Source organism: Priestia sp. FSL W8-0001 (assembly GCF_038050335.1).
Lineage (GTDB): Bacteria > Bacillota > Bacilli > Bacillales > Bacillaceae_H > Priestia > Priestia flexa.
The window spans coordinates 3,964,757-3,986,726 of sequence record NZ_JBBPAL010000001.1; the positions used below are offsets into that span (position 1 = coordinate 3,964,757).

Consider the following 21,970-nt stretch of genomic DNA (forward strand, 5'->3'; position numbering starts at 1 on the left):
ATGAGCCAAATCCAACAATTACAAGACATAATGAAAGGGTTAAGACTCGTTGAAACTGCCAAGCATCTCCCCCATTTGATCAGAGAAGCTGAGCAAAAAGACCTTTCATTTACTCAATTCCTGTTAGATGTCACTTCTTATGAACAAACTCGAAGAGAAGAAAAGCAACTAAACAACCGATTAAAGTGGGCAACTTTTCCTTTCAGCAAAACACTTGAGGAGTTTAATTTAAAAGAACAAAAGTCTTTAAGCAACAAACAACTAAATAGATTAAAAGATTTAACTTGGATAGAACAGCTGTACAATTTGATTTTATTAGGGCCACCAGGTGTAGGTAAAACTCACCTGGCCGTAGGCCTAGGAATAGAGGCTATTAACCAAGGGTATAAAGCGATATTCACATCAATGGGAGATTTAATTCATAACCTGAAAACAGAAGAAATCACACGAAAGTCAAAAGCAAGAATGAAAAGAATTAGAGAGGCTGATTTAGTCATAATAGATGACTTAATGTTTATGGCAATGGATCAACAAGAAGCTAATATGTTCTTTCATTTAATTAATGACTTGTATAATCAGTCTTCCATTATCTTGACCTCTAATAAGGCACCAAAAGAATGGGGAGAATTATTGGGTGATCAAGCTATAACAACAGCAATTCTAGATAGGATTCTTCACCGAGTAGAAATCATTCATTTAAATGAAGATAGTTATCGTATGAAGCATCGTTCTACCATATTTGGGGAACAAAGTGTTTCAAAATAACGAGCAAAAATTGTTTCATTCTACTTGACGGTCACAATAGACTGTATGAATGTTGATTTACCTGCTGAGTTCATCCCTGCCAATAGGTTAAAATTACGAAGTTCAATTGTACTTTCATCAAAACACTTTAGGTTTTTTACCTTAATTTTCGATAGCATGCTGTATCTCCTCTTTAAGTGATTCAAAAAGTTTAAATACCTCGGGAATCACAATACCTCTTCCTCTATCAAGAGTTAATAACCGATTTAATTCTTGTTTTTGTAATAACCGATCGCACATTCTTCTAATTAATACTCTGTGGCTTTGACATACCTCACTTTCAAAGTGAGTAAATAAATATCCGAACGATTCAAATAAAATCATATTAATTGGTTTTTTTCTATCTCCATCAGATAGACGCCTAAATGATTCTTCTCCAAAAATTATATAATTGTTTTCCATTGTATTGTAAAATATGCTTTCTAGTTGCTCAATACTACTATCATTTAGTGAATTTAAAAATTCCATTGCCAATCCTAAAAATTCATCTATGTCTTTTTTGTATTCTATTTGCACGCCATTAGCATCGAGTAACTGCCCTTTTTTCCATAGGTAAAAAGATATTGTTCTTAGGATTAAATACTTATCCTTCATTCTAGTAGAATTTATTGAATTACATGTTACTTTCTTAAATATCTTTGATTTAGAAATTCTATCTAATAACTTTGTTGACCTTCCTTGATATAGGGCATTTCTCATTTCTTGATTATTTAAAGGAGTGCCACCCCTGTTCACTCTGTCAAATATATCGAACTTAATTCTATCTGGTGTCGGAGGTTTAATAACCTGAGCAATCAATTGGAAGTCCTCTAAATTAGCCTGTAACATTTCATCTAAATCCTCAAAGAATTGCCCATTAAGATAAGGTAGGATTCTTAACTTTGTTAGTTTAAAATCATTATTTAGGAACGAAAAAAAAGTAGTAAGCCTTTGTCTTCCATCCACTACGACTAACTGACCATCTTTTGTTTCGTTCAAATAAAAGATGGGTAATGGAATTCCCATTAAGACTGATTCAATCAGTTCTGATTTTTGCCTATTGTCCCACACTTCTTCTCTTTGGAAATCAGGATCTAAAATAATTTGTTCACGATCATACTTTCTTTTGAGTTGAAAAATTGGATATTGTTCTCTTTCAACTTTGATATTTGCTTCAGGGTATATTTGTGTTAGTTCGCTAAAATCATACTTATTGGGGCTTAATAAGTTTTTGTTGTCCTCATTTTCTAAATCTTCAAGTTCTAAAAAAAGTTCGTTTGCCAAATATTTCACCACCCTTTTCTTAACAATTATTTACTTAATAATATAGCAAATATAGCAAAAAGTCTGTACTTTGTAACTTAATATCAAATAGCAACACAAACAAGACAGATTTCCCTGTCTTGTACTATATAAAGCATTTTACACTATAAAAATCCACTTCATACTCAAATAAACTTTAATAAGTTAAATATTTAACTTATCTAGCCATTCTTTCTTTATTACCAATTCCACCCTTTGTTTTACCACTATTTATGATACGGTTCACCACGATTAATCCGAAACGCACGGTAAATCTGTTCAACTAACACCAAACGCATAAGCTGATGCGGAAACGTCATCTTTGAAAAAGAGAGCGTAGCGTTTGCTCTTTTCATCACTTCATCGCTGAGTCCAAGTGATCCTCCGATAACAAAGGCTACCTTGCTTTTTCCGTATGTAGCAAGTGAGTCTAAATCTTTTGCAAGCTCTTCAGATGAGCGCTGCTTACCATTAATGGCTAAAGCAATAACGTGTACATCTTGACCAATCTTACTTAATATCCGCTCTCCCTCTTTTTGCTTCACCTGAACCATTTCCGAATCACTTAAGTTTTCAGGTGCTTTTTCGTCCGAAAGTTCAATAATCTCAATTTTGGCATACGGAGCTAATCGTTTTAAGTATTCATCAATACCTTGCTTTAAGTATTTCTCTTTTAATTTTCCGATTGATACAATTGAAATATTCAAAATAATCTCCCTTGTAAATTATCCACAGATTTTATCCACATATCCACAAGATATATACACAATCTGTGTTTTTTTAGTTTTCCACTGTGTATAACGCTAGGTTTTCGCAGTATTCACATGTATGGTTGCGTTCATTTTCATCAATTTCTTTAAAAACCGGTGCTAACTCAATCTCATCTACGGCTACATCTAACGCTAATTCTGTATGCTCTAAGCAACAATAAATTTTCAAATTGCAATCTCCTTTCTTTTTTATAAGTATCAGTAAAAAGACCACAGAGAAAGTTCCTCTGTGGATAACTTTTTTGTTTATAATGACTCTCGTGATAGCTTAACCGTTACTGTTTGCTTTTTACCTTGCCTGTAAAAAGTCACTTCCATGCTGTCACCTATTTCTTTGTCAATATATAAGTGCTTACGTAACCCTACTAAGTCTTTAATATCTTCTCCATCCAAAGCGACGATAACGTCATATTCTTTTAAGCCTGCTTTATCAGCTGGTGAGCCAGCGGCAACATTTAATACGGCCACACCATTCACAACATCTTTTGGGAGCTTTAACGTTTCTTTTAGGTGGTAGCCCGATATTTCACTTAATGATAATGTTCCAACACCTAAATAAGGTCTTCTTACTTCTCCATAATTTTCTAAATCATCCACAACAGGTCTTGCCATATTGATTGGAATGGCCAAACCAATCCCTTCAACTTCCTGCTGAGCAATCTTCATCGAGTTAATTCCAATCAGCCTGCCGTCAATATTAATCAAGGCACCACCGCTATTTCCAGGGTTAATTGCTGCATCTGTTTGAATAACTTCTGCTTGCCAATCCGGACTTCCATCATTATTTAGGTCCTGTGGAATGACACGGTTTACACCTGAGACAACCCCTTGTGTTACAGAACCAGAGAACTGTAGTCCAAGAGGATTCCCAATAGCAATAACGGGCTCTCCGACTTTCAGCTTATCTGAATCCCCATAGCTGGCGATCTTTGTTACATGTTCAGCATCAATTTCAATAACAGCCAAATCCATTAACTCATCGCTTCCTAGTGCGCGCGCGGGTACTCTAGAACCGTCATATAAGCTGACTTCAATTTGCTGAGCACCTTGAATTACATGATGATTGGTAATGATAAAGGCTTTATTTCCCTGCTTTTTATAGATGACACCAGAACCGGTGCCAGCGTCTTGCCCGCTTTCGTTCCAAAAGCTTTCTCCTTGCTGGATATTTACCACTCCAACAACTGCTTCATTAACTTGATTAACAGCTTTCGTAATATCTGTGTTTACATCGACAGAAACCGTCTTTTGAACGATATCTTCACCATTTTGAATAGAGCCTTGATTTTCTTCTGCTGGAGGGTTTGGAAGTAAATTTAAATTCGATAAAAATGGAAGTGCAGTGACAACCACTATTCCTCCAATAATTGCTCCTATTAATGACGACAGAAACCAGCCCCCACGTCTTCTTGGCTTTTGACGTGAAGGAGATGGTTCCCGATTCTCATCATAATGTTCCATATACATCACCGACCTTTTCATTTATTATGATTATAAGTACCAAAACAGATGAACTATTACTTTTTTAGACACTTCTGCTTCTTTCTAACCATCTAAATGAAGTTATTTTTTGTTTTGTTTATGTAGACTATACATAAACAATCGATGTTGGTCTATTAGGGTCTGTATCATAAAGTTTTATCTGTTCTTTCACATCAATATCTTTTTCAGCTAAAACTTGTGAAACAGACATTCGCGCAATTTCTTTCATATTGTTATCTAGACTTAAATGAGCTAGATAAATTCTCTCTGTTTGATCACCAATAACGTCCGCCATTGCCAATGCTGCATCCTCATTTGAAACATGTCCTACATCACTTAAAATACGACGCTTAACGCTCCAAGGATACCTTCCCATACGAAGCATCTCAACATCATGATTGCTTTCAAAAACAAAAGCCTGACTATTTTTAATAATGCCCTTCATGCGATCACTGACATAGCCTGTATCCGTAATTAACGTAAGTTTTTTATCTCCTTGATGAAAAACATAAAACATTGGCTCAGCAGCATCATGAGATACACCAAACGATTCAACATCGATACTTCCAAATGTTTTATTTTCACCAATTTCAAAATGAAACTGTTGGTCAGTTGATACTTGTCCAATTAACCCATCCATAGCTCTCCATGTTTTTGCATTTGCATAGATAGGCAATTTATATTTACGAGCTAGTACGCCTAACCCTTTAATATGATCACTATGTTCATGGGTTACCAATATTCCTGATAAGTTGTGAATATCTCGATCGATTTCTTGAAAAAGTGACTCCATTTTCTTACCACTTAAGCCTGCATCGACTAATAGCGATTGGTCTCCATCACTTACAAAAATCGCATTTCCAGTACTACCGCTAGCTAGCACGCTAAAATGCAAACTCATTTTTCTCACTCCAATATACTATTTCAAGCTTTTTTGGATGATTTGTCCTTCAAAAGCATTTACAAAATAGTCAACATCTTCATCTACGACAACGTGCCAAGTAGGCGCAAGAACCTGGGAGCTTGGCAGAGGTAAATCGAAGGTATAATAACCTAACTCTACTTTTGTTACCGTGCTTTTTTCGGTTAATTCTTCTTTCAAATACAGATTTTCAAGGACTTTAATTGGGGCAAGAACCTCTTGTTCATCATCTAAAGGCTCGATATTTTCCATAAACGTCTGCTCGTAAGAAGTAATTTCATTCTTATCATTCAAATGAGCAATGACAATGCCATTTTCGTTATCATAAATAACTTTATTTTTATACTGTTGGTAAAATGTAATCGTATTTTTATCTTCGTTAATTTTCCACAGCGTATATGCATTTCCGGAAAGAACATAGTCTTGTAAGAACTGATTTAACTTTGATGTTTTATTCTTTGCTGGAACAGGGATTGGTTTATCTAACGTACTTTCAATTGTTTTTTCATCAATTAATTTTGCTTTTTGTTTTTTAAGCTTCTTCAAGTCATTCTCACTAAACCTTTTACTGTTTGCATTTAATGAAGATGCTTTTTTTTCACTCTTAGGTAGCTCCGTATACGTTATTCCTTCTGCTGCTAATTGATCTTCAATGCTTGATTCAACAAATAACGAATACTGGTCTTGATCATGCTTTTTCATGAATTGATAAATTAAAAACAGATCTAAAACCAGAAACGTTACGATAAAAATCGATTTCGTTTTATTCCAATCCACCGTTTACGCCTCCTTCATCAGGTAACGTAACTCGGTACCACTTATTATTATAGTAGTAAAACCAAGAAGGAACCAATGTAACCGAGTTTGAATCATACTCTGTTTTATCCGTATCTTGCTGCTGATTATCCCCAATACCTTCCTCAAGCTGATATCCAATTGATATATCATTTAACAGAGAAGGATCAAAATCCTGATGCTTCTCAATCATTTCAACTACTTCTTGAGGAGACTGTAACTGTACTTTCATTTCAGGTAAGGATACTTGAACAAATCGATACAAAGGTCGACGATAATTTAAGACCTCAGCATTGCCCCATCTTTGATAGATTTCTGTCATGCCCTGATTGCTGTATACAGGGTGATTATCATGATAATACCGGTATGTAATCTCTTTTGTTACACGATTCCAACTATCAAAACGGTAATCTGGCTCTGTCCATCCGGCATGATCATTAACAAAGCTAAAGCTACGATTTAATAAATTTGCGTCATCATTTGATTCCGTATTCGAATTCACCAAGTTTACATACTCCATGACGTTTGTCCTGGTATTTACATTAATAACTTTGGTTCCTTCTGTATATAATTCTCTATATGCTAAGCTTTCTGTACGAGCATAACTTGGATTTGTAAACAGCGCATTTTGAAACTTACGAATATCTAAAGGTGCTTCATATGCATACAGTTTATGCATGTGAGAAGTCTGAGCTGGTATGAAGATATAGCGATTCTCATTCTTTTTATAAACCAGACAACGCTCTGCTGATGTTCCTGCATCCGCTAATTTCTGCACATCGTTCTTGACTACATTACTAATTTTCACCGCATACACTTTTTGTTGGCTATAGTTCACCAAATACATATTTACAGATAAATTAGGGGTCTTTTTTATCTTTATGACTACACGATCAAAATCTACCCTTGGCAATTTATCCGTCGTAAAGCTAAACATTTGCTGAAAGGTTTCAACTGGTATTAGGTCTGGATATACAATTTCCACAGAGTTATTATCATGGACATAATTTAAAAAGCCACTAGGCTCAATAGCACTCGAAACGTCTGTAATATCCCCTAATTTCCACGTTCTCATTTCTTGTAACCATGAGTCTATTCGCTTTTCTTCATGTGATAAATAGTGACTACCACTTTGGTGATAGAGTACCTTTGTAGGACGTATATAATCCTCTAGTTCACTCTTTCCACCTACCTCAGCTTCTTGAAGGTTTTGGGTTTCAGTATTTAAATCAGAAGGGGATTGATAGGACCATAAATTCCAAGTGAGGAATAAGCTTAAAACCACCAAAATAACTAGCACAACGGTTTTTATATTTTCATATCTCATTCCCATTCTTCATCATTCTCACTTTCAATTGGAAGTGTGAAGTAAATAGATGTCCCAACCCCTTCTTTACTTTCTGCCCATATTCGACCATCGTGAGCTTCAATAATTTCTTTTGCAATAGCCAAACCTAAACCTGTCCCTCCTAGTTTGCGAGTTCTTGCTTTATCCACACGATAAAAGCGTTCAAAGATTTTGGACAGATTTGATTTTGGTATTCCCATACCTTGGTCTTTAATACTTACCACAATTTCATGCGTGTGTTGTTCAATAGAAAATGTAATTGTTCCACCTTCTGGTGAATACTTAATTGCATTTGAAATAATATTGTCTAATACTTGTGTAATTTTATCTTGATCAACTGCTACATAGATGGCTTCATCTGGAAGCTCTCTAACAAACGTAATTCCTTGTTCAATAGTCATTTCAAAGCGATCAATGATGTAATGATAAAACTTTACAAAGTTAACCGGGTCTCGACTAAAGCGATAGTCTTCGCTATCTAACTTAGATAGTTGTAACAAGTCATTGACTAATCGAATCATACGCTCTGTTTCTGTTTGGGTAACATGTAAAAAACTTGGTGCTATCTCTTTATCCTCCCATGCGCCTTCTGCTAAAGCGTCCAAATAGCTTCGCATTGTTGTCAATGGTGTTCTAAGCTCATGAGAGACGTTTGCTACAAACTCTCGGCGATCCTGATCAATTTTCTCCTGCTCTGTAATGTCGTGCAAGACGATAATGATTCCGTTGATAAAACCCGTTTCCTTTTGAATAGCTGAAACAGTTGCTCGTAAAATAAACGGCTCTGTTTTCGTACTAAAATCAAGAATAAGTGAATCTTGATTAGCCAATAGGCTTTCGAATGTATGTGTTTCATCTAAACCTAAAAGCGTCACAATTGGCTCTGACAATACTGTTTCACGTGAAACGTTTAACATTGACGCAGCTGGGTCATTAATTAAGATTACTCTACCTTTTCGGTCAGTAGCAATAACGCCATCTGTCATATGAGCAAGTACGGAGCTGAGCTTACGTCGCTCTCCTTCAGTAGTAGCTTGTGCCTCTTGAAGCTTTCTTGTCAAATTGTTAAACGTTAAAGCAAGTTGCCCTATCTCGTCATAACCATAGACCTTTGCTTTTCTTGAAAAGTTTCCTTTAGCCATTTCTAGTGCCTGCTTACGCATTTCAGACATTGGTCGCGTAATCGTCTGAGCCAGAAAAACACCTAAAAGGGCAGTAATAACTAACGATATAACCGTACCAGAAGCAAAGATACTATTAATTTTCCTCATTTGCTCATAGACTGGTTCCATCGTCGCAATTAAATAAACAGCACCTAGTATCTCTTGTTCTGACTGTAAGCTTTCTCGATTATTTGGATTTGTAGAAGCATTTCCTCCCACATCATCCTGCAGACGAATAGGAACCGTCAATACTCTAATTCTGTCACCGCTTTTACGATATACTTTATTAGAAGATGTTCCTGCTAAAAGGGCATTCGTAACGGCTAAGTCATTTATTTTTTTCCCTACTATTTGTTCAGGGTTTGGGTTTGATGTCCCTATAATACGTCGATTCGGATCGATAACGCGTACCTCTAATATGTCTTTAGAGGAAATTCCCTGCATAGAAGCAAAATCTCTCAATACTACTTCTAAATCTTCTTCTAACGTAGGGGAAGTATCATTACGTGTTTTTTCTAGCTCTTGTTCAATATTATAAGCAAGTAGACCTACACGTTCCGTTAATGAGTTTGTAAAGTTATTAACAAGTTCTTTTTCTAACTGACGTACAAAGTAGACACCAATAATTTGCATTGCAATTAAAATAAGCAATACATAAATTAGCACAAACTTCAAATGAATGGACTGAAAAAAACGGACTTTCTTCATAATATAGCGTTACTCCTGTTCTGGACTACGCAAATAATAACCTACCCCACGTCTTGTTACAATCCACATTGGATGGCTTGGGTTATCTTCAATTTTCTCACGCAATCTTCGAACCGTAACGTCAACTGTTCGAACATCACCAAAGTAGTCATATCCCCATACTGTCTGTAACAAATGCTCCCGCGTCATGACTTGTCCAATATGTTTCGCCAAGTAATGCAGCAATTCAAACTCACGATGTGTTAATTCAATTGTTTCTCCACGCTTTGAAACAATATAAGCATCTGGATGAATGACAAGTGCACCGATTGTTATCTCATTACTCTCTTCTTCTTCAACATTATTTGAAATTTGTTGATGTCTTCTTAAATTCGCTTTTACTCGCGCCAATAGCTCTCTCGTACTGAAAGGCTTTGTTACATAATCATCTGCACCTAACTCAAGACCAAGCACTTTATCGATTTCAGAGTCTTTAGCTGTCAGCATAATAATTGGCATATCATACTTTTTTCGAACTTCTCGACAGACTTCCATGCCGTCCTTTTGTGGCAGCATAATATCTAACAGAATCATTTCTGGTTGTACTTCTTCAACTTTTTCAAGTGCTTCTACACCATCATAAGCACAAAATACTTCGTAACCTTCTTTTTGCAGATTAAATTTCAAAATATCTGCAATTGGTTTTTCGTCATCTACTACTAAAATACGTTTATCCATGATCATCGTTCTCCTTTTATCATTTCGAACAAAAATAGGAAAGTAAGTATTCATAATGTTTGAATACACTAATTGTATTATACTTCATAACATAGTAATCGTCACAAATTCATCCTCTACTATACAATAACCTCATTAATTTTCAACCATATACAAACAAAAAAAGCATGACTTTTAAAAGTCATGCTTTTTATGGCTCGGGACGGAATCGAACCGCCGACACAAGGATTTTCAGTCCTTTGCTCTACCAACTGAGCTACCGAGCCATTATCAAATGGCGGTCCCGACGGGAATCGAACCCGCGATCTCCTGCGTGACAGGCAGGCATGTTAACCGCTACACCACGGGACCCTCAGCTTATAATATGTAATAAAAATGACCCGTACGGGATTCGAACCCGTGTTACCGCCGTGAAAGGGCGGTGTCTTAACCGCTTGACCAACGGGCCATAGTAAGTAACAAAAGTGAGCCATGAAGGACTCGAACCTTCGACCCTCTGATTAAAAGTCAGATGCTCTACCAACTGAGCTAATGGCTCATACTATGAATATCAGCGACATGTACTATAATAACATGATTTAAACACTGAATGCAATAGTTTTTTCAGAAGAATATTTTTAAAAAATGAATTCAATATAAAAAACCAACGTTTAAAAAACTAAACGTTGGTTTTTTTAAAAGTATTAGCTATAAACTCCGCGTAATACGTTTGTTTGTTTGCGATCTGGTCCCACTGAGAAAATAGATAATGGAATACCAGTTAATTGTGAAACACGCTCTAAGTAATGACGTGCGTTCTCAGGTAATTCATCTAAAGATTTCACACCTGTAATATCTTCCGTCCAACCTGGAAGCTCTTCATAAACAGGTTCACATTTAGCTAAAACGTTTAAGCTAGCTGGGAATTCCTCAACAATTTTACCTTCATAGCGATATGCTACACAGATTTTCAATTTTTCAATTCCTGTTAAAACATCGATTGAGTTTAATGATAAATCTGTAATACCACTTACGCGACGTGCGTGACGAACAACTACGCTGTCAAACCAACCAACGCGACGTGGACGACCCGTTGTTGTTCCGTATTCACGACCTACTTCACGAATTTGATCACCAATTTCGTTTGTTAGTTCTGTTGGGAATGGACCGTCACCAACACGAGTTGTGTATGCTTTTGAAACACCTACTACGTGCTTGATTTTTGAAGGCCCTACACCTGAACCGATTGTTACACCACCAGCAACAGGGTTAGAAGATGTTACAAACGGATATGTTCCTTGATCGATATCTAACATAACACCTTGTGCACCTTCAAATAATACGCGACGACCTTCGTCTAGAGCATCATTTAATACAACGGATGTATCAACAACATATTTTGCTATCTGCTGACCATATTCGTAGTATTCATCTAAGATATCTTCTAATTTAAAGCCTTCTACTTCATACATTCTTTCAAGAAGACGATTTTTTTCAGCTAAGTTTTGTGTTAATTTTGCTTCAAACACTTCACGGTCTAATAAATCTGCAATACGGATACCTACACGTGCAGCTTTATCCATATATGCTGGACCAATTCCTTTTTTTGTTGTTCCAATTTTATTATCGCCTTTACGCTCTTCTTCTACCTCATCTAATTTTAAGTGGTAAGGTAAAATAACATGCGCACGGTTACTAATACGTAAGTTATCTGTTGTTACATTACGATCGTGTAAATATTTTAATTCTTGAACAAGTGCTTTTGGATCTACAACCATACCATTTCCAATTACACAAATTTTATCATCGTAAAAAATCCCTGAAGGAATTAAATGTAATTTGTACGTTTCACCATTAAACTTAATCGTATGACCAGCATTGTTTCCACCTTGGTAACGTGCAATTACTTCTGCATTTTCTGATAGGAAGTCTGTAATCTTCCCTTTTCCTTCATCTCCCCATTGTGTTCCTACTACAACAACTGAAGACATATCTTAAGCACCTCCGCTTAGTAAGCAACAGCCTACTACGACATAATTTAACCGTAAATAAGTGTATCAATTTATTATAGTAAAGTCAATGTAAATCCGAACTATTTAATCTAAATCAAAGATAATATACTGCTTTTTACCGAACATATACTAATATAAACAAAAAAACCTCTCGGATTGAGAGGTTTATGCACCTGGTGGTACACCCGAATCATCAAAGCGTCTTTCTAAGTTTACGAACTTATTATATTCCTTCACAAAAGCTAACTGAACCGTTCCAACTGGACCGTTACGCTGCTTAGCAATAATGATTTCAATGATGTTCTGATTTTCAGTATCTTTCTCATAGTAGTCTTCACGATATAAAAAGGCTACAATATCGGCATCTTGTTCGATACTCCCTGATTCACGAATATCGGACATCATTGGCCTTTTATCTTGACGTTGCTCAACCCCACGGGAAAGCTGAGATAATGCAATAACAGGAACCTGAAGTTCACGTGCTAATGCTTTTAACGAGCGAGAGATCTCTGATACTTCTTGTTGACGATTCTCGCCGCTTCGACCGTTCCCTTGAATTAACTGTAGATAATCAATTAAAATCATTCCTAGACCGCCTTCTTGCTTCAGACGTCTACATTTTGAACGGATTTCTCCTACGCGTACACCTGGCGTATCATCTATATAAATACCAGCATTAGATAAAGAACCCATCGCCATGGTTAGCTTTCCCCAATCCTCTGATGTTAAGGATCCTGTTCTTAGCCTTTGTGCATCAATATTACCTTCAGCACAAAGCATCCTCATGACAAGCTGCTCCGCTCCCATCTCCAAACTGAAAATCGCTACATTTTCATCTGTCTTGGTTGCTACGTTTTGTGCGATATTCAATGCAAACGCTGTTTTACCTACTGATGGACGTGCAGCAACAATAATTAGGTCATTTCGCTGGAATCCAGCAGTCATATGATCTAAATCCGTAAATCCTGTTGGAATGCCTGTAATATCACCTTTACGATTGTGAAGAACTTCGATGTTGTCATAAGTTTGCACCAAAACATCTTTAATATTTTGAAACACGCCCGTATTTTTACGCTGTGCTACTTCTAAAATATTTTTTTCCGCTTCATTTAATAAGACTTCGACTTCATCTTCTCTCGCATAACCTTCTGAAGCAATATCAGTAGCCGTTCGAATAAGCCTGCGAAGAATAGATTTTTCCTCTACAATTTTCGCATAATATTCAATATTAGCAGCTGTTGGTACGGAATTAGCTAAATCACTTAGATACGCCACTCCGCCTATTTCTTCTAAGATTTTTTGATTTGCTAAATCTGATGTAACCGTAACTAAGTCAACTGGTTCACCTTGATCTGAAAGTTTTAGCATACACGTAAAAATCTTTTGGTGAGCTGCTCGATAAAAGTCTTCTGGAATTAATAATTCAGACGCTAATGTTAAAGAAGATGGCTCTAGGAAAATTGCCCCTAATACCGCCTGCTCAGCTTCGATATTTTGAGGCGGTAGACGATCAGCAAAAAGATCATTCATAGTTTCTATGCCCCTCTATCGTTTTTTCGATTATCGCAAATGTTGGCGCGAAATTCTTCGCGCCAACGTTTGATTTATTCTTATTTTAACCCTACTATTTATAGACTAATCTCGCTTACCATTAGTTTTGTTCTGTTACATGAACTTTAACTGTAGCCGTTACTTCTGGGTGTAATTTCACAGGTACATTTGTATAGCCAAGCGCACGAATTGCATCGTCTAGCTCAATTTTACGCTTATCAATTTTGATATTATGCTTTTTCTTTAGCTCTTCTGCAATTTGCTTGCTTGTAATAGAACCAAATAAACGGCCGCCTTCACCTGATTTAGCTTTTAATTCTACTGTCAAAGATTCGAGCGTGTTCTTTAGCTCTTTACAATTTTCTAGCTCTTGAGCAGCTTCTTTTTGCTCTTTTTTCTTTTGAGCATCTAATACTTTTACATTACCACCTGTTGCTTCAACAGCATATCCATTTTTCAATAAGAAGTTATGTGCATAACCATCGGCTACGTTTTTAACCTCTCCTTTTTTACCTTTTCCTTTTACATCTTTTAAGAAAATTACTTTCATGATTTTTTCCCTCCATCCAAGTATTCATCAATTGCTTGTTTTAGTAGCTCTTCTGCTTGATCTAACGTCATGTTTTGTAACTGAGTAGCTGCATTCGTTAAATGACCGCCGCCTTGCAAGCTTTCCATAATTACCTGAACGTTGATATCACCTAGCGAGCGAGCACTGATTCCAACAAGCTGATCTCTTCTTTTTGAAATAACAAATGAAGCGACAACTCCGCTAATCGATAATAACGTATCAGCAGCTTGTGCAATCAACACTTGATCATATGTTTCAGCTTCATCTGCTCTTGAGATAGCAATCCCTGCTTTATAAATTTCCGCATGCTCGATAAAACGAGCTCTTTGCACATATTGATTAATGTCTTCTTTAAGGAATTTTTGAACAAGGACTGTGTCAGCCCCTTGAGACCTTAAAAAGGACGCAGCATCAAACGTTCGAGAACCGGTTCTAAGCGTAAAACTTTTCGTATCTACAATAATCCCTGCCAATAAAGCAGTTGCTTCTAGCATATCGATTTTAAAACGCTTAGGCTGATATTCTAACAGCTCTGTCACTAGCTCTGCAGTAGAGGAAGCATATGGTTCCATATATACGAGTAAGGGATCTTCAATAAAGTCCTCACCTCGTCTGTGGTGATCAATGACAACAACGTTTTCAACCCGATTTAATAATCGTTCTTCAATTACAAGCGAAGGCTTATGAGTATCGACGACGACAAGTAGCGTATCGTCACTCACCAGATTAAGCGCCTCATCAGGGGTAATGAATCGTTCCCAAAGATCCGGATTTTTCTTAATCTCTTCTAGAAGCCTCTTTACACCAGTGTCAATATGTTGAGGATCTAAAACGATAAATCCATCTTTTTGATTTACTTGTGCTACTTTTAAAATACCAATCGCAGCGCCTATCGCATCCATATCTGGATATTTATGACCCATAATAATAACCTGACCACTTTCCGTGATAAGCTCTTTTAAGGCATGAGAAATGACGCGTGCACGTACTCTCGTACGCTTTTCCATTGGATTTGTTTTACCACCATAAAACTTAACTTTACCATTTGGTTGCTTAATCGCTACCTGATCCCCACCACGTCCTAATGCTAAATCAAGGCTGGATTGGGCTAATGCACCTAATTCAGGTAATGGAGAGGTTCCGGTGCCGATTCCCACGCTTAGTGTAAGCGGTATATTATGTTTGGATGTTTCTTCACGCACTTGATCTAAAATTGAAAACTTACTGCGTTCAAGATGAAGTAACGTTTGCTCATTCATGATTGCAATAAACTTCTCAGAAGATGTACGCTTGATAAAGATACCATATTCTTGAGCCCAATGATTAAGCAGAGAAGTAACTTGGCTATTCAAGTTACTTTTCACTTGGTCATCCATTCCTTGTGTAAGCTCATCATAGTTATCTAAGAAAATAATACCAATGCTGGTTCTCTCATCAGCATACAATTTTTCGATTTCAATCTGCTCTGTAACATCGAAAAAGTAAAGTAGACGTTCTTCTCTTTTGATAATTACTTTAAATTTTCTTTCATGCAAAGTGACTACTTCTGTCTCAACTTCTTGTTTAATTAACGGAACAACACTTTCGGCTACATCATATAAAGAACGTCCTACTAATGAATCCTCACCGAAACAAGAAGCTAAGAAAGGGTTAGTCCATTGAATTTGATATTCATCATTAAACAACATAATCCCAATAGGCATCTCCATCAATGCCTCTTCTCCCACCTTTTTTACTCGGTGAGAAATCATTGAGATATATTTTTCAAGCTCGTCTACTAACATTCGCTCCATTTTAATAAATAGCAGCAAGGTGATAAGTAAAAGAACAAATCCCCCTACCCCAATCATCCAGTTATGATATGTCACTACTCCTACTAAAATAAGAGCAATACTGTACAGTAAATAAAATGGATAACGAATGATATTTTTCTTTGTAAAGACAGGCATCTGTTTCAGCTCCTAATCTTTAAGTTCCACATTAACTTTTATTTATCGACATTCCCGATACGCTTGCGTAAATTAAATCCTAAATCAATTATACCTAAGATACGTACAAATTGAAGGAGAATCGGCAGAATAAATGCCAAAATTGTTACAACCACTGGAATTGCTTTCGAATAACCTTTTTGATATGAAAAGTAAAAGATAAAAGAAAATCCTTGTAACATGACTAACATTTGCAAGGCCATCGCTAAATTTAAGATGGCGATAAACATAAATGATCCCTCTTCAAAATTAAATGAAGGAAATGATAAAATTAATACAATTAAGTAGTACCAAATTACACTTTTAGGTAATTGCAGTTCACGAAATGGTGGAAATGATTCAATATCATGCTTCAAACGCTTTAATACAGATGCAGCGATTAACTGAGAAAAGAAGGCACAAACAACCCCCAACATGACAATAAACAGCGGAAGTAAATATTTAAAAGTTGTAATGGTTTGTTCCAACTGTTGAACCTGTTCATCTGTAACGGTTTGTCCTAAACTTTTCATCATATCAACGCTTTGATCAATTGACTGATTCAACGCATTGTTCATTTCACTAATTAAGTTAACATTCATAAGCAAACTTGATAGCACAAACATTAGCAAAAATGCAAGGCTAAAAGCAATGGTTCCACCTAACAACACGCTGTATCGCGCTTTTTTCTGTTGATACAAGTAGCCAATTACAATACCGCTTATACCAAAAACCATTGTTGCTGGTAATGTTACAACTGTCCCAAATAATAATGTTAACAATAAAGATACAACAAAAAACAGAATAGATCTTTTTACACCATGTCTAACTGTATAAACAATAAACGGTACAGCAAGAGCAAGAGTTAAAAACCCACCAATAACCGGTATGTATAGGAGAAACAGCAACAGAGCTACAAAAAGGGCTAAAAGTGCTGCTCCTTCGGTAATATAACGAATCCCTTTCACAACTTCACCTCGTATTGTATAAACTATTACTTATTGTATCGATTCAATACAAGAGAAGCAACTATTTCACCAGTTTATCTATTTAGATGTAAAAAGAGACAGCAAGGAAGTCCTCACTGTCTCTTTTTATATTCATTATTCACCTGAAACATATGGTAATAATGCCATTTGACGAGCGCGTTTGATAGCGATCGTTAATTTACGTTGGTACTTAGCGCTTGTTCCAGTTACACGACGAGGTAAAATTTTACCACGCTCTGAAACGAATTTTTTAAGCATATCTACATCTTTGTAGTCGATGTGAGTGATGCCGTTTGCTGTGAAGAAACAAACTTTACGACGTCTGTTACGTCCACCTTTACGTCCACCTGCCATTGAAATACGCCTCCTTCCCTTTTAAACTCTATCCGATTGTATACTTCGCACTTATCACTTTTTAGAATGGTAAGTCATCATCAGAGATGTCGATTGTTTCACCATTATTTGCAAATGGATCATTATCAACGCGAGTATAACCTTGATTACCTGAGTTACGGTTCTGATTATCTCCAAATGGAGAGCCTTGTCCAGATCCACCAGTGTTAGCAAAGTTATTGCGTTGCATATCCCCGCCACCACTTTTTGGTTCTAAGAATTGCACACTTTCTGCCACAACCTCTGTTACATAAACTCGACGACCGTCTTGTCCTTCATAACTACGAGATTGCAAACGTCCATCAACACCAGCTAAACTACCTTTTTTCAAAAAGTTTGCTACATTTTCAGCAGGACGACGCCATACGACACAGTTAATAAAGTCCGCCTCACGTTCACCCTGTTGATTTGTAAATGCGCGGTTTACTGCTAGCGTGAATGTTGCAACTGCAGCTCCATTGGGGGTATAACGTAATTCAGGATCTTTCGTCAAGCGTCCTACGAGAATTACGCGATTCATCATCAGAACCACTCCTTAAGGAAAAAACTATTTATTTAAACGAAAAATTAAGCTTCTTGTTTAACAACGATATGACGGATAATGTCTTCGTTGATCTTAGCAAGACGATCAAACTCAGAAACTGCTTCTGAAGTCGCTGCCACGTCAAGAATCATGTAGTAACCATCGCGGAAATCGTTGATTTCATAAGCTAAACGACGTTTACCCCATTCTTTAACGTTTGCAACTTCTGCACCATTGTCAGTTAAAACACCGTTAAAGCGTTCAACTAATGCTTTTTTTGCTTCGTCATCAATGTTTGGACGGATGATGTACATTACTTCATACTTTCTCATCACTGTCACCTCCTTTTGGTCTAACGGCCCTAAACGGGCAAGGAGCAATAATTATATTACTCACAATTTAAAATTATATCATGTGAACTTTCGAAACGCAATGATATTAAAAGAGTTTCATTCAAAAGAAAAAAGCACGGCCTAGAGCCGTACTTTTTTATACGTTAAATCTAAAGTGCATAACATCGCCATCTTTAACGATGTATTCTTTTCCTTCAAGACGAACTTTTCCCGCTTCACGTGCAGCTCCCATTGTTCCAGCTGCTAGTAAATCTTCATAAGATACCGTTTCAGCACGGATGAACCCACGCTCAAAGTCTGTATGAATGATACCAGCACATTCAGGTGCCTTCATGCCTGTTTTGAATGTCCATGCGCGTACTTCTTGCTCACCAGCTGTGAAGTATGTTGCAAGGCCTAATAAATCATAAGTGGCACGAATTAATTGGTCTAAACCTGATTGCTCAATTCCAAGCTCTTCAAGGAACATTTCCTTTTCTTCACCTTCAAGCTCAACAATTTCAGATTCAATACGAGCACAAACTACAATTACTTCTGCGCCTTCTTCTTTCGCGTATTCACGTACTTTCGCTACATATTGATTTGATGATGCATCCGCTACCTCATCTTCTGATACGTTCGCTACATACAGAATTGGTTTAATTGTTAAAAGGTGTAGCTGCTTAGCAAGCTTTAATTGCTCATCAGTAAATGAAACAGAGCGAGCAGGTTGTCCAGCTTCAAAAGCTTCTTTTAACTTTTCTAAGATTTCATACTCATACATCGCTTCTTTATCTTTTTGCTTTGCCATCTTTTGAACGCGACCAATTCGCTTGTCCACCGTTTCTAAATCAGCTAGAATTAACTCTAAATTAATTGTCTCAATATCTGAAATAGGATCTACTTTCCCTGAAACGTGAGTAATATTCTCGTCTTCAAAACAACGTACTACGTGACAAATCGCATCTACTTCACGAATGTGAGATAAAAATTTATTTCCTAATCCTTCGCCTTTACTCGCACCTTTTACAATTCCAGCAATATCTGTAAATTCAAATGCTGTTGGAACTGTCTTTTTAGGTTTTACAAGCTCAGTAAGTTTATCTAAACGCTCGTCAGGAACTTCTACAATCCCAACGTTCGGATCAATTGTACAGAAAGGGTAGTTAGCAGATTCTGCTCCCGCTTGTGTAATTGCATTAAATAAAGTTGATTTTCCAACGTTCGGAAGACCAACAATTCCAGCTGTTAAAGCCATATGATTATTCACTCCTCTTTTATATAACCGAAAACCAGTTAACCTTTCACAATTATAGTAATTCACATTTGAAAACACAAGCTTTATTGACTGGAAAAGCGTGTCCTAATCCTTCATTTATATGAACTACTTTTTCAGTTATTCTTCATGCTTTACTAAAATCTTTTTCATTTTTCGAGCAAAATCCTTACGAGGAATCATGACACTATGACCACAACCTTCGCATTTAATTCGAACATCCATTCCCATTCGAATTATTTTCCATCTATTTTCTCCACAAGGGTGGGGCTTTTTCATTTCTACAATGTCATTTAAACCAAATTCTTTTTGATTCAATTACTGTGACCTCCTTGATTTTCTCGATGATTTAATACACTTTTTTGATCTTCACCACGATTATACATAATCATCTTCGCAAAAGGAACTTCAATACCATATTCGTTTAATCTCATTCTTACTTCTTTACGAATCATACGTGAAATGTGAAAATGTCTCATCGGCTTCACTTCACTTGTAATACGCATAACAACTTCATTTGCTTGCATTGTTTGAACTCCTAGTAATTCTGGTGTTTTTACCATATCTTCATATTTCCCAGGTAATTCTTCTAATAACTCCAGAATAATTTTTTCTGCTTTTTGAATATCTTCCTCATATGAGATACTAACATCCACAAATGCGATACTATTATGCAGCGAAAAGTTTGTCACTTCTATAATACTTCCATTAGGCAAGATATTAATTTCTCCTGTCCAACTTTTAATTTTAGTTGTCCGCAAACCAATTTCTTCGACGGTGCCTTCAAATGTACCGATTCGTACATAATCTCCTACAGAGAACTGATCTTCAAATATAATAAAGAAGCCTGTAATAACATCCTTTACTAGATTTTGAGCACCAAATCCTACTGCTAAACCAACGATTCCAGCTCCTGCTAATAGTCCTTTTACCTCGATTGTCATCGTTTCTAAAATCATGACAAGCGCAATAAAGTACACCGCATACGTAAATACATTTTGAATTAAACGTACTAGCGTTGCTTCTCTTCGTTCTGAAATACGCAGTGGGCTCTTTGTCCGAACCTCTATCATTTTGTTTAAAAACATTTTCCCAAATCGAATTAACAGCATTGAAACAATAATAATGAGTACTACTTTAATAAAACCTATACCTATGTTAGCCCACGTTTCTTCTTTAAAGAACGTTTGAAAAGCTGTTTTAAAAAAAGCTTGAATTGATTCCATGTTGCAAGCTCCCATTCTCATGATTGTCATAATATTTTAGTTTATTTTAGCAAGTTTTATTTAATTTTTGTAGATATTTCGTATCGGATAAATTAGTAAAGCCGCTAATAAGAATAGATTAACCATACCATATAATGGATATAGAACAGCAATTAACTTAGAAAAACCTAGCTTTGTAAATGGAATCATAATGATGACAAATATAATTGCCATTTTCCATAACGCAGTATTTTCACTCCTACGAAACCTAGTTGTTAAACCTAGTATCCCCGATACCGCTGTTGTATAGATAGCAACTAATAATAATACACTCATAATGATTAGCATAAAAAACGGGAAACTTTTCATTATAGCAAATAACGGAATTTCGTAATCTGGTAACAAATCTGAAACCTGTAAAAGTGATTCATTATAAACAAAGGATAAACCACCAATTAACAAACCACTTCCAATGGAAGCGATATGAATCTCTACTTTTGTTTTAATCTCATTTCCAATGGTTGTGAGAACTGCAACGAGAGGGAGGATATTTAAAGCCGTAAAAGTAAATCCTGAAGACCAATTGTGCTGATGATGCCAGTCAATGTCCAAAACATGCTGACTTTTTAAAATAAAGAACAGAAGGACGCTAATTAAACCGATAACGAGTACAGGCATAATGTAAGAATTAATCGAAAGCATTCCTTGAATACCTTTAATAAACACAAGAATAATTAACAAGCTAAAGGTCATAATTCCCAACCAATAAGGAAGCTGAAATGTTTCTAACGTAGCACCTCCACCTGCAATCATAATAACTGTTGTTGAAAATAAGTAAAAAATGATTAAGCTATCATAAAGAAACGCCCACCTTTTTCCAAACACTTCAATAAGTAATGGATAAAATTGATTAGTTTTCAATTGAAAACTAATACTCATAATCACGTTGCAGCAAATAATGAAGATAACAGTAAACAAAAGCAGAGCCAGTCCACTTTCTTCGCCAAAAAATTGCCAAAGTTCTCTTCCAGATGCATAGCCCGCTCCAATAATTGTACCTAAAATAAGAAACATCCATTTAAAGCCCTGCTTCAACATAAATTCCTCCTTTAAGCGAAATGTATGTATAGAATGTTAAGAATCTTCGTATACTGTTACTATTATGTATAAGGAGTGGAACCT

The 21,970-nt window shown here is 36.2% G+C and carries 23 protein-coding genes and 4 tRNA genes; 1 reads left to right on the forward strand and 26 read right to left on the reverse strand.

Translation table 11 applies throughout. The annotated features are described in order from the left end of the window. Positions 1-765, forward strand: a complete 765-nt coding sequence (istB, locus tag MKZ18_RS20760; protein ID WP_025909801.1) for an IS21-like element helper ATPase IstB — start codon at positions 1-3, stop codon at positions 763-765. 20 nt (positions 766-785) lie between these two features. Here istB and MKZ18_RS20765 read toward each other — a convergent pair whose 3' ends face one another. The 26 genes from MKZ18_RS20765 to MKZ18_RS20890 all read right to left on the reverse strand — a co-directional run bounded on the left by MKZ18_RS20765 (position 786) and on the right by MKZ18_RS20890 (position 21,886). Next, entirely contained in the window at positions 786-923 is a 138-nt protein-coding gene (locus MKZ18_RS20765; protein ID WP_341344600.1) for an AAA family ATPase, read from the reverse strand. Continuing rightward, positions 907-2,067 (reverse strand): DUF262 domain-containing protein, encoded by a 1,161-nt coding sequence (locus MKZ18_RS20770; RefSeq protein WP_340841802.1) that lies wholly within the window; start codon positions 2,065-2,067, stop codon positions 907-909. Before MKZ18_RS20770 ends, MKZ18_RS20765 begins: the two co-directional genes overlap by 17 nt. Before the next feature lie 245 nt (positions 2,068-2,312). Next, positions 2,313-2,792 carry a 23S rRNA (pseudouridine(1915)-N(3))-methyltransferase RlmH gene (gene rlmH / locus MKZ18_RS20775; protein WP_025907898.1) on the reverse strand — a complete coding sequence of 160 codons (480 nt, stop codon included), beginning with the start codon at positions 2,790-2,792 and terminating at the stop codon, positions 2,313-2,315. A gap of 73 nt (positions 2,793-2,865) precedes the next feature. Further along, positions 2,866-3,024 (reverse strand): CxxH/CxxC protein, encoded by a 159-nt coding sequence (locus MKZ18_RS20780; RefSeq protein ID WP_064484031.1) that lies wholly within the window; start codon positions 3,022-3,024, stop codon positions 2,866-2,868. Between the two features lie 77 nt (positions 3,025-3,101). Further along, complete coding sequence (locus tag MKZ18_RS20785; protein WP_061785687.1) at positions 3,102-4,316, reverse strand: S1C family serine protease; 1,215 nt, start codon at positions 4,314-4,316, stop codon at positions 3,102-3,104. 127 nt (positions 4,317-4,443) lie between these two features. Continuing rightward, positions 4,444-5,238, reverse strand: a complete 795-nt coding sequence (locus tag MKZ18_RS20790; RefSeq protein WP_061785686.1) for an MBL fold metallo-hydrolase — start codon at positions 5,236-5,238, stop codon at positions 4,444-4,446. 18 nt (positions 5,239-5,256) lie between these two features. Then, positions 5,257-6,036 (reverse strand): two-component system regulatory protein YycI, encoded by a 780-nt coding sequence (locus MKZ18_RS20795; RefSeq protein WP_025907895.1) that lies wholly within the window; start codon positions 6,034-6,036, stop codon positions 5,257-5,259. Further along, positions 6,023-7,387 carry a YycH family regulatory protein gene (locus MKZ18_RS20800; RefSeq protein WP_340841799.1) on the reverse strand — a complete coding sequence of 455 codons (1,365 nt, stop codon included), beginning with the start codon at positions 7,385-7,387 and terminating at the stop codon, positions 6,023-6,025. Before MKZ18_RS20800 ends, MKZ18_RS20795 begins: the two co-directional genes overlap by 14 nt. Further along, positions 7,378-9,273, reverse strand: a complete 1,896-nt coding sequence (gene walK, locus MKZ18_RS20805) for a cell wall metabolism sensor histidine kinase WalK (RefSeq protein WP_340841797.1) — start codon at positions 9,271-9,273, stop codon at positions 7,378-7,380. Before walK ends, MKZ18_RS20800 begins: the two co-directional genes overlap by 10 nt. 9 nt (positions 9,274-9,282) lie before the next feature. Then, positions 9,283-9,990 carry a response regulator YycF gene (gene yycF / locus MKZ18_RS20810; RefSeq protein ID WP_076513581.1) on the reverse strand — a complete coding sequence of 236 codons (708 nt, stop codon included), beginning with the start codon at positions 9,988-9,990 and terminating at the stop codon, positions 9,283-9,285. Positions 9,991-10,183: 193 nt separating this feature from the next. Continuing rightward, positions 10,184-10,256 (reverse strand) — tRNA-Phe (locus tag MKZ18_RS20815). A 9-nt stretch (positions 10,257-10,265) separates the two neighbouring features. Beyond that, positions 10,266-10,341 (reverse strand) — tRNA-Asp (locus tag MKZ18_RS20820). Between the two features lie 25 nt (positions 10,342-10,366). Next, positions 10,367-10,438 (reverse strand) — tRNA-Glu (locus MKZ18_RS20825). A 17-nt stretch (positions 10,439-10,455) separates the two neighbouring features. Further along, a tRNA-Lys gene (locus tag MKZ18_RS20830) sits at positions 10,456-10,528 on the reverse strand. Between the two features lie 145 nt (positions 10,529-10,673). After that, entirely contained in the window at positions 10,674-11,960 is a 1,287-nt protein-coding gene (locus MKZ18_RS20835; protein ID WP_025907891.1) for an adenylosuccinate synthase, read from the reverse strand. 186 nt (positions 11,961-12,146) lie between these two features. After that, positions 12,147-13,511 (reverse strand): replicative DNA helicase, encoded by a 1,365-nt coding sequence (gene dnaB / locus MKZ18_RS20840; RefSeq protein ID WP_025907890.1) that lies wholly within the window; start codon positions 13,509-13,511, stop codon positions 12,147-12,149. A gap of 121 nt (positions 13,512-13,632) precedes the next feature. Continuing rightward, the gene (gene rplI, locus MKZ18_RS20845; protein WP_025907889.1) at positions 13,633-14,082 is read right to left on the reverse strand and encodes a 50S ribosomal protein L9; all 450 of its coding nucleotides are present in this window, start codon (positions 14,080-14,082) and stop codon (positions 13,633-13,635) included. After that, positions 14,079-16,052: a DHH family phosphoesterase gene (locus MKZ18_RS20850; RefSeq protein ID WP_061785681.1), complete on the reverse strand. Its 1,974-nt coding sequence runs from the start codon at positions 16,050-16,052 to the stop codon at positions 14,079-14,081. Before MKZ18_RS20850 ends, rplI begins: the two co-directional genes overlap by 4 nt. Before the next feature lie 38 nt (positions 16,053-16,090). Then, complete coding sequence (locus tag MKZ18_RS20855) at positions 16,091-17,038, reverse strand: YybS family protein (RefSeq protein ID WP_076513578.1); 948 nt, start codon at positions 17,036-17,038, stop codon at positions 16,091-16,093. Between the two features lie 135 nt (positions 17,039-17,173). Continuing rightward, complete coding sequence (gene rpsR / locus MKZ18_RS20860) at positions 17,174-17,413, reverse strand: 30S ribosomal protein S18 (protein WP_013059913.1); 240 nt, start codon at positions 17,411-17,413, stop codon at positions 17,174-17,176. A 61-nt stretch (positions 17,414-17,474) separates the two neighbouring features. Then, a complete protein-coding gene (ssb, locus tag MKZ18_RS20865) occupies positions 17,475-17,975 on the reverse strand; it encodes a single-stranded DNA-binding protein (RefSeq protein WP_025907886.1) in 501 nt (166 codons plus the stop codon). Positions 17,976-18,019: 44 nt separating this feature from the next. Continuing rightward, the gene (gene rpsF, locus MKZ18_RS20870) at positions 18,020-18,307 is read right to left on the reverse strand and encodes a 30S ribosomal protein S6 (RefSeq protein ID WP_025907885.1); all 288 of its coding nucleotides are present in this window, start codon (positions 18,305-18,307) and stop codon (positions 18,020-18,022) included. A gap of 157 nt (positions 18,308-18,464) precedes the next feature. Then, positions 18,465-19,565, reverse strand: a complete 1,101-nt coding sequence (gene ychF, locus MKZ18_RS20875; RefSeq protein ID WP_025907884.1) for a redox-regulated ATPase YchF — start codon at positions 19,563-19,565, stop codon at positions 18,465-18,467. Positions 19,566-19,703: 138 nt separating this feature from the next. Beyond that, the gene (locus tag MKZ18_RS20880) at positions 19,704-19,901 is read right to left on the reverse strand and encodes a DUF951 domain-containing protein (RefSeq protein WP_025907883.1); all 198 of its coding nucleotides are present in this window, start codon (positions 19,899-19,901) and stop codon (positions 19,704-19,706) included. Continuing rightward, on the reverse strand, positions 19,898-20,809 hold the full coding sequence (locus MKZ18_RS20885) for a mechanosensitive ion channel family protein (protein ID WP_025907882.1): 912 nt from the start codon (positions 20,807-20,809) through the stop codon (positions 19,898-19,900). The genes MKZ18_RS20880 and MKZ18_RS20885 overlap by 4 nt, the downstream gene beginning before the upstream one ends. Before the next feature lie 60 nt (positions 20,810-20,869). Beyond that, a complete protein-coding gene (locus MKZ18_RS20890) occupies positions 20,870-21,886 on the reverse strand; it encodes a YkvI family membrane protein (protein WP_061785678.1) in 1,017 nt (338 codons plus the stop codon). Positions 21,887-21,970: the final 84 nt, after the last annotated feature.